General features: G+C 64.4%; 10 protein-coding genes. 5 read left to right on the top strand and 5 right to left on the bottom strand.

The annotated features are described in order from the left end of the window. From A5906_RS38445 to tyrS, 4 genes are all read right to left on the bottom strand, one after another. A partial coding sequence (locus A5906_RS38445) for a methyl-accepting chemotaxis protein (protein ID WP_080140311.1) occupies positions 1-1,693 on the bottom strand: 1,693 nt, incomplete at its 3' end. A 381-nt stretch (positions 1,694-2,074) separates the two neighbouring features. After that, positions 2,075-2,479, bottom strand: coding sequence for a DoxX family protein (locus tag A5906_RS38440; RefSeq protein WP_080140310.1), 405 nt, complete (start codon positions 2,477-2,479; stop codon positions 2,075-2,077). Between the two features lie 217 nt (positions 2,480-2,696). Then, positions 2,697-3,956, bottom strand: a complete 1,260-nt coding sequence (locus tag A5906_RS38435; RefSeq protein WP_080140309.1) for an MFS transporter — start codon at positions 3,954-3,956, stop codon at positions 2,697-2,699. A gap of 56 nt (positions 3,957-4,012) precedes the next feature. Then, positions 4,013-5,266: a tyrosine--tRNA ligase gene (gene tyrS, locus A5906_RS38430; protein ID WP_080140308.1), complete on the bottom strand. Its 1,254-nt coding sequence runs from the start codon at positions 5,264-5,266 to the stop codon at positions 4,013-4,015. A 165-nt stretch (positions 5,267-5,431) separates the two neighbouring features. On the opposite strand from tyrS, the gene A5906_RS38425 reads away from it, so the two are divergent. From A5906_RS38425 to A5906_RS38415, 3 genes are all read left to right on the top strand, one after another. After that, the gene (locus A5906_RS38425; RefSeq protein WP_080140307.1) at positions 5,432-6,535 is read left to right on the top strand and encodes an anhydro-N-acetylmuramic acid kinase; all 1,104 of its coding nucleotides are present in this window, start codon (positions 5,432-5,434) and stop codon (positions 6,533-6,535) included. Between the two features lie 96 nt (positions 6,536-6,631). Continuing rightward, complete coding sequence (locus A5906_RS38420) at positions 6,632-7,327, top strand: glutathione S-transferase family protein (RefSeq protein ID WP_080140312.1); 696 nt, start codon at positions 6,632-6,634, stop codon at positions 7,325-7,327. A gap of 10 nt (positions 7,328-7,337) precedes the next feature. Further along, complete coding sequence (locus A5906_RS38415; protein ID WP_080140306.1) at positions 7,338-7,661, top strand: DMT family transporter; 324 nt, start codon at positions 7,338-7,340, stop codon at positions 7,659-7,661. On the opposite strand, the gene A5906_RS38410 is transcribed toward A5906_RS38415, so the two are convergent. Continuing rightward, on the bottom strand, positions 7,658-8,305 hold the full coding sequence (locus A5906_RS38410; protein WP_018641706.1) for an alpha/beta hydrolase: 648 nt from the start codon (positions 8,303-8,305) through the stop codon (positions 7,658-7,660). The two genes, A5906_RS38415 and A5906_RS38410, sit on opposite strands and share 4 nt — an antisense overlap. Before the next feature lie 344 nt (positions 8,306-8,649). On the opposite strand from A5906_RS38410, the gene A5906_RS38405 reads away from it, so the two are divergent. Next, positions 8,650-9,789 (top strand): cysteine desulfurase family protein, encoded by a 1,140-nt coding sequence (locus A5906_RS38405; protein WP_080140305.1) that lies wholly within the window; start codon positions 8,650-8,652, stop codon positions 9,787-9,789. 112 nt (positions 9,790-9,901) lie between these two features. Continuing rightward, on the top strand, positions 9,902-11,385 hold a 1,484-nt coding region (gene sufB / locus A5906_RS38400; protein ID WP_080140304.1), incomplete at its 3' end, for a Fe-S cluster assembly protein SufB.

Raw genomic sequence — 11,385 nt, 5'->3', positions numbered from 1 at the left:
ACGCCGCGCGCACGCCTTTCAGGAACGTCCCGACTTCGCCGGAGAGCTGCTCGGCCTGCTTGGACAGGTTTGAGGCCGCCGCGAGCACCATGCCGGCGGCATTGCCGGTCTCGTTGGCGGCGGTGGAGACGCCGCCGATATTGGTGGTGACCTCCCTGGTTGCCTCCGCCGTCTGCGAGACGCTGCGGGCGATCTCGGCGGTGGCGGCGCCTTGCTCCTCGATGGCCGCGCCAATCGAGGTGGCGATGCGGCTGACCTCCTCGATGGTGGCGGTGATGCCGCCGATGGCGTCCACGGCCTCCCTGGTGGCGCCCTGGATCTGGGCGATCTTGTCGCCGATCTCGCGGGTGGCCTCCGCGGTCTGGCTCGCCAGCGACTTCACCTCGGAAGCGACGACGGCAAAGCCGCGGCCGGCTTCGCCCGCGCGCGCCGCCTCGATGGTGGCGTTGAGCGCGAGCAGATTGGTCTGCGCCGCGATGCTGGAGATCAGCTCGGCGACGTGCTCGATCTGCTGGGCGCCGTCCGAGAGCGCACGTACGATGGTGTCGGTGCGACGGGCGCTGTCCACGGCGCGGCCGGTCACCTCGGCGGACTGCGCGACCTGGCGGCTGATCTCGGTGATGGAGGAGGAGAGTTCTTCCGCCGCGGCGGCCACGGTCTGGACGCGCTGGCTGGCCTCATTGGCGGCCGAGCCGACCACGGCGGCGCGGCGGTTGGTGCCCTCGGCGGTGGACGACATCGACTTGGCGGTGGTCTCGAGCTCGCCGGAGCCGGAGGCCATCAGGCCGACGAGCTGGCCGACGGAGGCATCGAAGCGGTCGGCAAGTGCAATCAGCGCCTCGCGCTTCTCCTGCTCGCTGCGCGACTTGGCGGCGACCTGCTCGGCCTCCAGATTGCGGGCCGTCAGCGCGGTCTGCCTGAGGACTTCGAGGGTCTCGGCCATGCGGCCGATCTCGTCGCCGCGGTCGGTCTCCTCGACCGGCTTGTCGATGGCGCCCTCGGAAATCGCCTGCATACGGTTCTTCTGGCGGTCGAGCGCACCGAGCACGTCGCGGGCGATCAGCCAGGACATGGTCGCCATCAGCAGCATCAGGCCGACGCCGATCGCGGCCAGCTCCAGCGTCAGGGCACGCACGTCGGCGTCGATGTCGTCGACATAGAGGCCGTAGCTGATCGTCACGTTCCAGGGCGCGAACTTGCGCGTGAACACGGTCTTGCGCACGGGCTCGGTCTGGCCGGGGCGGGGATAGAGATAAGAGGTCACGCCGCCCTGCGCATTCTGATTGGCCGCGCTGAGGATGGCGTCGGCGATGAAAACGCCGTTGGAGTCTTTCGCGCCGGTGATCTTGCCTTCGAGCTGCTGGTTGGCACCGTTCACGAACAGCGAGGTGTCGGGATTGTAGACGACGGGGTAGCCCTGGCCGCCGTTGAAGCTCATACGTCGGCCGCGCTGGTGGAACTGGGCCTTGGCCTCGGCCTGCGTCAGCTTGCCGGCGGCGACCTCGTCCTGGAGCGATTGGGCGTAGTTGTAGAGCAGCTCCACCGCGGTCCGCATCTGCTGGACGCGATCCTCCATCATGCGGCCCTTGCTGAGCACGGCGGATACGCCGATGATGGCCGTCACCGTGAGCGCCGCGAGGCACACCATGCTGGCGAGCTTGGTGCGGATCTTCAGATGGCTGAGCAGCTTCATCGCGGCCTCTACGACATGATTGTCATTGCTCGCGTCGGTAGCATGAAGTTCTTACCAATCATGAATGGATGCGTGCGACGCGCTGCCGCGCACGCCCCCTTTCGCAGCCGGTTGCGCAATCCTGCAGGCAAACCGCACCATTTGGGCGTCCACCGATCTGGATGCGCCGGACAATCGGTCCTGGACTTTGGTAGCTACGGAGTGGGGCCGGACCTGCAATGAATCGATTCGTTCATCGCATCATCATGTCCGTGCTGCTCGTTGCGGCCCTGGTTCTGATCTGGAACGTGCTCGGGGCGCGCTGAGACGGCACCGGCCGATCTGCCGGTACCGTCTTCTTGCGGGTCAATGAGTGGCGCGTCCGCGCCGCCCGTCGAGTCGTCAGTCCTTGCCCATCGCCGCATCGGCGCTGACCGAGCCGCCGCCGGCTGACGCAAGATAGAGGCAGGCGAAGCAGAACAGGATCGCCGCGGTGCCGCCATTGAGCAGCGGCAGGAACACCGGCGTGTCGCCCTTGAACATGTGGCCCATGAAGTAGGCGAAGGCCATTTCACCCGAGAGGATGAAAGCCGAGAGGCGGGTGAACAGGCCGATCATCAGGAGGGCGCCGAGCACGAGCTCGAGCGCGCCGGCCGCGTAGATCAGCGGCGGGATGTTCGCGAAGTAGGGGAGCACCGGAAACTTGAACAGTTTGGCGACGCCGTACTGGAACAGCAGCAGTCCGGTGATGAAGCGAAACAGGCTCAGGAGAACCGGTTGAAAGCGAGTGAGATAGGGAAAGTTCATTGGTTTGCCCTCCATCCAATGGTGCGACTAGGACCGCATTCAGCTCCACCCCGCAAGCGGCTCCCGTCAATTTGCGCTGACATTTTTGTCATGTCGAACAAAACACCGCATGCCAAGCTTCCAGCCGCGTGCGATCCGCATTTTTTGTGCACATTCGCGTCGCGCCCGTCCGTAATTCCCCGGTGACGCGAATGTCTGCAGGTTACTTCTGGGAGACCTAGCGCCGTAAGGCGGGCACAATCAGGAATGGAATCATTCCGAGCACGACGCTCGCGAGTGCGAAGGCGAGCAGCGCGTTGTAGCCGTGGGTCGCGTCATGGATCAGGCCGCCGCTCCAGGAGCCGAACGCCGAGCCGAGGCCGCTGCCGATCGAGATGGTGCCGTAGATGGTGCCCACGCGCTTGCCCTGGAAGATCCGCATCGCGGTCGCGCTGATCAGCGGGCCGCGTGAGCCCATCATGCTGCCGAAGCAGACGATGAAACCGGTGAGCAGGAAGATGTTCGGCGAATACTGCAGCAGCCAGAGCAGGACGATGCCGAGGATCGAGATCGCGTAGCTCAAGAGCACGGATGGGCGGCGTCCGATCAGGCCGTCGAGCGCAGAGACACCCAGCATCCCGAACACCAGCACAACGCCGGAAAAGCCCCAGGCGGTGGCGGCCTGAAGCGGCGGAAAGCCGGCGTCGATCAGATAAGCCACGATCTGGGCTGCGATCGCATACATGCCGACGGCGGTGAAGAAGAAGGTCGAGAACAGCGCCCAGAAAGCATGGTGGCGCATCGCGCCGAGCAGCGTCCAGCCGCCGTCGACGAAGTCAGGATCGGTCTTCTTCACGACATGGGGCGAGCCCGCGGCGAACAGCCGCCACGGCAGCAGCAGCAGCGGCACCAGCAGGCCCAAGGCTGTAAAGCCGAACAGCTGATAGGTGCCGCGCCAGCCGATGTGATCGATCAGCAGCTGGGAGGCCGGCAGCAGCGCCAGCACGCCGCCGCCCATGGCCGAATACACCACCGACATCGCGGTCGGCAGGCGCGGCCCGAACCAGCGGCCGAGCAGGATCGAATTCGGCACGATGCCGATGAAGGCGACGCCGATGCCGACGCAGAGCCCGATTGAGAGCTGGAACTGCCACAGATATTGAGCGTGCGCGGCGATCAGGAAGGCGGCGCCGAGCAGCAGCAGGCCGAGCGCATAGACGATGCGCGGACCGGAATGGTCGAACAGGCGCCCGACGAAGGGGGCGGTGAGGCCGCTCGCGAGCCAGGTGAGCGAGTAGACGGAGACGATCTGTGCGCGGTCCCAGCCAAAACTTTCCGAGATCGGCTTCAGGAACACCGTAAAGCTGTCGCCGAGGCCGCGTCCCAGCACGGCCAGCGTGAAGCAGAGCGCGAGCACGGTGAGCGCGATGCGCACGGCGCCTTGCGGCGTCGCCGCGGCGCCATCCTTGCTCGTTTCCCGGCGCGTGTTCTGGTCCATTGCTTGTCAGGGAGCGCGCTTCAGTGCGCCCTGACAAGCATCAAAAGCTCATATGCCTATGCAGGCTTGATGAGGACGTGCTTCTTCTTGCCGAAGGACAGCTTGACCACACCTTCCGGCGTCAGATTGGCTGCCGAGAGCGCCATCTTCTCGTCGGTGACAGGCTCGTCGTTGACGCGCAGTCCTCCGGCCTTGATCTGACGCCGCGCCTCGCCATTGGAGGCAACGAGGCCCGCCTTGACGAAGGCGTTGAGCACGCCGAGACCGGCGTCGAGTTCGCCGCGCGGAATTTCCACCGTCGGCAGGCTCTCGGCGAGCGCGCCTTCCTCGAAAGTGCGGCGCGCCGTTTCAGCGGCTTCGTTTGCTGCATCGCGGCCGTGCAGCAGCGCGGTCGCCTCGGTCGCGAGCACCTTCTTGGCCTCATTGATCTCCGCGCCGCCGAGCGCCTCGAGCTTCTTGATCTCAGCCATCGGCAACGTCGTGAACAGTTTCAGGAACTTGCCGACGTCGGCGTCCTCGGTGTTGCGCCAGTACTGCCAGAAATCATAAGGCGAGAACTGGTCGGCGTTGAGCCACACCGCACCTTGCGCGGTCTTGCCCATCTTGGCACCGGACGCCGTCGTCAGCAGCGGCGTCGTCAGCGCGAACAATTGATGGGTGCCCATGCGGCGGCCGAGATCGACGCCCATGATGATGTTGCCCCACTGGTCGGAGCCGCCCATCTGCAATTTGCAGCCGGTGCGCTTGGCGAGCTCGACGAAGTCGTAGGCCTGGCAGACCATGTAATTGAACTCGATGAAGCTCATCTCCTGCTCGCGCTCGAGGCGCAGGCGTACGGAGTCCATGGTCAGCATGCGGTTGACCGAGAAATGCCGGCCGACATCGCGCAGCATCTCGATCCAGTTCAGCCTGGTCAGCCACTCCGCATTGTCGAGCATGATGGCGTCGCTCTTGCCATCGCCATAGCGCAGCACCTTCGCGAACACGCCGCGGATCGATTCCTTGTTGGCCTCGATCTCGGCGACGGTGCGCATCGCGCGCGTCTCGTCCTTGCCGGAGGGATCGCCGACCATGGTGGTGCCGCCGCCCATCAGAGTAATCGGCTTGTTGCCGGACTGCTGCAGCCAGTGCAGCATCATCATGGTCAGGTAGTTGCCGATGTGCAGCGACCGGGCGGTGCAATCGTAGCCGACATAGGCGGTCGCCTCGCCCTTTGCGGCGAGGGCGTCCAGCCCCTCGAAATCGGAGCACTGGTGGATGAAGCCGCGTTCCTGCAGGGTGTTGAGGAAATCCGATTTAAAAGCAGTCATCTGTCGGCGTGCCTGACAATTCTTGGTTTACTGTTTCGGGAGCAATTTAAGGGTCTTTCGTGGGAACTCGGTTGCTGCCCGCCACTTGGCGCTGTGGCATTATAAGATGTGTCCCTCTGGCACAAGATCGGCATGCCGGAGGGGGTGTTTTGAGGACGCTGATCCATGATGTTGACGGCACTCGGTTTGATGAGCGGCACCTCTCTGGACGGGGTGGATGTCGCGCTGATCGAAACCGACGGAAAGCAGGTGAAGGCGTTCGGGCCGTCGGGCTACCGGGCCTATAGCCCGGCAGAGCGCAACCTGCTGCGCCTGGCGCTGAGCGAGGCCGTAAACTTGACGCAGCGCGACGCCCGGCCGGGAATCCTGTCGGAGGCCGAACGCGCGGTGACCCAGGCGCATGCCGAGGCGGTCGCCGCCTTCGTCGCCCAAAATCGGATGAAGCCGGAGGAGATCGACATTGTCGGCTTCCACGGCCAGACCGTGCTGCACCGCCCCGAGAAGCGGCTGACGGTGCAAATCGGCGATGCTCCGGCGCTGGCACGGGCCATCCATATCCCCGTGATGCATGATTTCCGCGCCGCCGACGTCGACGCCGGCGGGCAGGGCGCGCCGTTCGTACCGGTCTACCACCGGGCGCTCGCCAACTCGCTGGAGCGCGAGGGGCCGATCGTCGTGGTCAATATCGGCGGCGTCTCCAACATCACCTATATCGACGGCAACGATACGCTGATCGCCTGCGACACCGGACCGGGCAATGCGCTGCTCGACGACTTCATGTACCGCACCATGAACCAGGCCTTCGACGCGGAAGGCAAATTCGCGGCACTCGGCAAAGCGGACGAAGCCTGGATTGCCCGGGCGCTGGAGTTGCCGTTCTTCGCGGCTCCGCCGCCGAAATCGCTTGACCGCAACGACTTTGCCGCGCTCAAGCTCGGCGATGTCGCGCCGGCCGACGGCGCAGCCACCCTCACGGCCTTCACCGCTGCGGCGATCGCCCGAATCATCCCGCTGCTGCCGCGGCGGCCGCGCAGCTGGATCGTCTGCGGCGGCGGCGCCCGCAACCTCACCATGTTGCGCATGCTGCGGGAGCGGGTCGGATCGGCGACCGTCGAGGCGGCCGAGACCCTCGGCTGGGCCTCCGACGCCATTGAGGCGCAGGCCTTCGGCTTCCTCGCCGCCCGCGGTCTGAAAGGCCTGCCGCTGTCCTATCCGGCCACCACGGGCGTGCCGATGCCGATGACGGGCGGGGTGATCGCGCGGCCGTGACGCGAGGCCGGTTAATGCAGATGCATTGATCTTGACGAGAGCATGCAATTGCATCTATCTTGGATGCAGTTGCATCTAACCGCCGGGATCATGGCCATGACTTCTTCGCTCAATACGCCCGCTTCACTGAAACTGATCAGCCACAAGCTTTGTCCCTATGTGCAGCGCGCCGTGATCGCGCTGAAGGAGAAGGGTGTGCCGTTCGAGCGGATCGACATCGATCTCGCCAATAAGCCGGACTGGTTTCTCAAGCTCTCGCCGCTCGGCAAGGTGCCGGTACTGGTGGTGACGACGGAGAAGGGCGAGGTCGCGCTGTTCGAGAGCAACGTGATCTGCGAGTACATCGAGGAGACGCAAGCAGGCGGCAAGCTGCATCCGGCGGATGCTTTGAGGCGCGCCGAGCACCGCGCCTGGATGGAGTTCGGCTCGGCGATCCTCGGCGATCTCTGGGGGCTGGAGACGACGACGGATGCGGCGACGTTCGAGACCAAGCGTCAGGCGCTTGCGGCCAAGTTCGCGCGCGTCGAAGCGGCGCTTGGCGCAGGACCTTATTTCGCGGGCGAGGCGTTCAGCCTGGTTGATGCGGTGTTCGCGCCGATCTTCCGCTATTTCGATCTGTTCGACGAACTGACCGAGCACGGCATCTTCGACGATGTGCCGAAGGTGCGGGCGTGGCGGACAGAGCTCGCGAAACGTCCGAGCGTGCGCGCCGCTGTCGGCGCTGACTATCCGCAATTGCTGCGCGCCTTCCTCGTCCGCCACGACGCGCATCTGCTCAAGCTCGCGGCCTGAGCGCGCGCCGATGTCATCCTCTGTGGCCTGGCTGATGCTGGTGATCGCCGGCGCACTCGATGTCGGCTGGGCGATCTCGATGAAATATGCGGACGGCTACACGCGTGTGGGCTGGAGCATCGCCTCGCTGCTGCTGCTCGCGGCCTTCGTCTTCCTGCTGGGGCGGGCGCTGAAGGTGCTCGAGGTCGGCGTCGCCTATTCGGTGTGGACCGGCATTGGAGCCGCCGGCACCTTCATCATGGGCGTCGTGCTGTTCGGCGAGAGTTTGAGCGCGATGAAGCTTGCGGGCATCGCGCTCGTGCTGTTGGGGATCGTAGCGCTGAAGCTTGCTTAGCGCACGTTGGCCAGGCGCATGTCGAGATACGCCGTGATGGTTTCCATCAGCGGCTCGAGCTTGGCGTCGAAGAAATGATTAGCGCCGGGGATGATCTGCTGGTCGATCACGATGCCCTTCTGCGTCTTCAACTTCTCGACCAGCGTATTGACGTCCTTCGGCGGCACCACCGCATCCTTCTCGCCATGCACGATGAGGCCCGAGGACGGGCAGGGCGCGAGGAAGGAGAAGTCGTAGAGATTGGCCGGCGGCGCGATCGAAATGAAGCCCTCCACCTCGGGGCGGCGCATCAGGAGTTGCATGCCGATCCAGGCGCCGAAGGAGAAGCCGGCGACCCAGCAGGCGCGCGCCTCGGGATTGATGGTCTGCGCCCAGTCGAGGGCTGCCGCCGCATCCGACAATTCGCCGGTGCCGTGGTCGAACGAGCCCTGGCTGCGGCCGACACCGCGGAAATTGAAGCGCAGCACCGAGAAGCCGCGATGCGCGAAGGCGTAGTAGCACTGGTACACGATCTGATGGTTCATCGTGCCGTGAAACTGCGGATGCGGGTGCAGGATCATCGCGATCGGCGCGTTCTTCTGCTTGGCCGGGTGATAGCGGCCTTCGAGGCGGCCAGCGGGGCCGGCGAAAATGACTTCAGGCATCGATGATCTCTTGATTGATGTGCTGGAGCGAGGATCCTCGGCAATCAACCGATTGTGGCTTTCATCGGCGGATGCCGACGAAAACGCGAATGAAGGATGAGAAGGCGTGCGCCTCGCGGTGATGCGCAAACGGCGCGCGCGGTGACTTGACGGCCGCGTTCTAACATGGGCCGAGGGGCAAAAAGCAAGCATCTTGAACATCGGTCAATCGGCTCAAGACGTTAGCGTGTCATGGGCGCGTCACCGGGACGGGCGGGCCTGGAATCAGGTTGCCAAGCGCGCGGCCGCGGCCCATGTCGGGCGGAGAGGCGCGCCTCTGTGAACAAAAGGTAATATATTACTCCATGCCGATTCGGGTGTATCTCGACTGGAATGCGACGACGCCGCTTCGCCCCGAGGCGCGCGCCGCGATGCTCGCTGCCTGGGACCAGATCGGCAATCCCTCCTCGGTCCATGCCGAGGGGCGGGAGGCGCGGCGGCTGGTCGAGGATGCTCGCGGCGCCGTTGCCGCTGCGGTCGGCGGGCTGCCGCGTAATGTGGTCTTCACTTCCGCCGGAACCGAAGCCAACGCGCTGGCGCTGTCGCCCGGATTGCGGGGACCGGCCCGTGGCCCCGTCGAGCGGCTGCTAGTGTCCCGGGTTGAGCACGCCTCTGTGCTGTCAGGCGGCCGGTTCCCGATGGATAAGATCGGCCATATCAGGGTGACGCGCGCGGGCGTGGTCGACCTCGATTACCTGAAGGCGCAGCTGAAAGACGGCCCGCCGGCGCTGGTCTCGATCATGGCGGCCAACAACGAGACCGGCGCGCTCCAGCCGGTCGCGGAGGCCGCGCAGATCGTTCACGAGGCCGGTGGCCTCCTGCACGTTGACGCGATCCAGGCGCTCGGCAAAATCGTGTTTAATATTAATGAGGTAGGTGCCGACCTTGCGACCTTTTCTGCGCACAAGATCGGCGGCCCCAAGGGCATCGGCGCGCTGGTGATGGCGGACGGGATCTCCGGATTGGAGCCGGCGCTGCGAGGAGGCGGGCAGGAGCTCAACCGGCGTGCCGGAACCGAAAATGTCGCGGGCATCGCCGGGTTCGGCGCCGCCGTGAAGGCGGCGCTTCAGGCTCTGCCTGAGGATGCGAAGCGGATGGCAACCCTCAGAGATCATTTGGAAAATGGTATCAGGGCGATCGCCGGGGCGACGATCTTCTCGGAGGATGCGGCGCGGTTGCCCAATACCATTCTGTTCACGGCGCGCGGCCTCAAGGCCGAAACCGCGGTGATCGGCTTTGACCTCGAAGGGGTCGCGGTATCCTCAGGTTCCGCCTGTTCCTCCGGCAAGGTCCAGCCGTCCCACGTGCTGTCGGCCATGGGATACGACCCCGCGACGGCGCAGGGAGCGGTGCGTCTCAGTCTGGGCTGGTCCACGGAGCCCGAGGACATCAATAGGGCGTTAGAGGCTTGGCGAAAGCTCGGTAATACCCTACTTAGAGGCTAAGCGACGAAACACGGCTTGAACGGTTCTAAGCGCGTGCTTTCCGCACAGAAACATCGTAATAGTCGTTCGAGTTGATCCACCGCGGTCCTTGAAACCGCGAGCGGAGGATGGAATGCCAGCCGTACAAGAGACGGTCGAGCGCGTGAAGCGCATCGACGTCGACCAGTATCGTTATGGGTTTGAAACCCTGATCGACTCCGAGAAGGCGCCCAAGGGGCTCTCGGAAGAGATCGTAAAATTCATCTCGCAGAAAAAGAACGAACCCGACTGGATGCTCCAGTGGCGGCTTGAGGCCTATCGGCGCTGGCTGACCATGACCGAGCCGACCTGGGCCCGTGTCGACTATCCCAAGATCGACTTCCAGGATCTCTATTATTACGCGGCGCCGAAGCCGAAGAAGGCGGTCTCCTCGCTCGACGAGATCGATCCGGAGATCCTGAAGACCTACGAGAAGCTCGGCATTCCCTTGCGGGAAGTCGCCATGCTCGAAGGCGTCGAGCCGAAGGTGGGCGAGGAAGATCCGGCGCGCCGCAAGATCGCGGTCGATGCTGTCTTCGATTCGGTCTCGGTTGCGACCACGTTCAAGGCGGAGCTGAAGAAGGCCGGCGTGATCTTCATGCCGATCTCGGAGGCGATCCGCGAGCACCCTGAGCTGGTGCAGAAGTATCTCGGCTCGGTGGTTCCGACTTCGGACAATTTCTACGCGACGCTGAACTCGGCGGTGTTCTCGGACGGCTCGTTCGTCTACGTGCCGCCGGGCGTGCGCTGCCCGATGGAGCTGTCGACCTATTTCCGCATCAACGAGCGCAACACCGGCCAGTTCGAGCGCACGCTGATCATCGCCGACAAGGGCTCCTACGTCTCCTATCTCGAGGGCTGCACAGCGCCGCAGCGCGACGAGAATCAGCTGCACGCGGCCGTGGTCGAGCTCGTCGCGCATGACGATGCCGAGATCAAATATTCGACGGTGCAGAACTGGTATCCCGGCAATTCGGAAGGCAAGGGCGGCATCTACAATTTCGTCACCAAGCGTGGCGACTGCCGCGGCGCCAACTCCAAGATCTCCTGGACCCAGGTCGAGACGGGTTCGGCAATCACCTGGAAATATCCGAGCTGCATCCTGCGTGGCGACAACTCCCGCGGCGAGTTCTACTCGATCGCGATCTCGAACGGCTTCCAGCAGGTCGATAGCGGCACCAAGATGATCCATCTCGGCAAGAACACGTCGAGCCGCATCATCTCCAAGGGCATCGCCGCCGGCAAGTCGCAGAACACCTATCGCGGTCTCGTCACGGCGCACCGGAAAGCCACCGGGGCACGCAACTTCACCGCCTGCGATTCCTTGCTGATCGGCGACAAATGCGGCGCGCACACCGTGCCGTACATCGAGGCGAAGAACTCGTCCGCGACGTTCGAGCATGAGGCGACGACCTCGAAGATCTCCGAGGACGTCCTGTTCTACTGCATCCAGCGTGGCCTCAGCCAGGAAGAGGCTGTCGGCCTCGTCGTCAACGGCTTCGTCAAGGACGTGCTGCAGCAGCTGCCGATGGAATTCGCGGTGGAAGCGCAGAAGCTGATCTCGATCTCGCTCGAAGG

Source organism: Bradyrhizobium sacchari (genome assembly GCF_002068095.1).
Taxonomy (GTDB): domain Bacteria; phylum Pseudomonadota; class Alphaproteobacteria; order Rhizobiales; family Xanthobacteraceae; genus Bradyrhizobium; species Bradyrhizobium sacchari.
Note: the sequence above shows the minus strand (reverse complement) of the source record. Positions and strands in the feature narration are given on the sequence as shown.

Excerpts from the sequence above, each read along its gene's own strand:
- A5906_RS38420 (WP_080140312.1), top strand. The coding sequence starts at position 6,632 with ATGACTTCTTCGCTCAATACGCCCGCTTCACTGAAACTGATCAGCCAC.
- A5906_RS38410 (WP_018641706.1), bottom strand. The coding sequence starts at position 8,305 with ATGCCTGAAGTCATTTTCGCCGGCCCCGCTGGCCGCCTCGAAGGCCGC.
- A5906_RS38435 (WP_080140309.1), bottom strand. The coding sequence starts at position 3,956 with ATGGACCAGAACACGCGCCGGGAAACGAGCAAGGATGGCGCCGCGGCG.
- A5906_RS38425 (WP_080140307.1), top strand. The coding sequence starts at position 5,432 with ATGATGTTGACGGCACTCGGTTTGATGAGCGGCACCTCTCTGGACGGG.
- A5906_RS38415 (WP_080140306.1), top strand. The coding sequence starts at position 7,338 with ATGTCATCCTCTGTGGCCTGGCTGATGCTGGTGATCGCCGGCGCACTC.
- A5906_RS38405 (WP_080140305.1), top strand. The coding sequence starts at position 8,650 with ATGCCGATTCGGGTGTATCTCGACTGGAATGCGACGACGCCGCTTCGC.
- A5906_RS38440 (WP_080140310.1), bottom strand. The coding sequence starts at position 2,479 with ATGAACTTTCCCTATCTCACTCGCTTTCAACCGGTTCTCCTGAGCCTG.
- tyrS (WP_080140308.1), bottom strand. The coding sequence starts at position 5,266 with ATGACTGCTTTTAAATCGGATTTCCTCAACACCCTGCAGGAACGCGGC.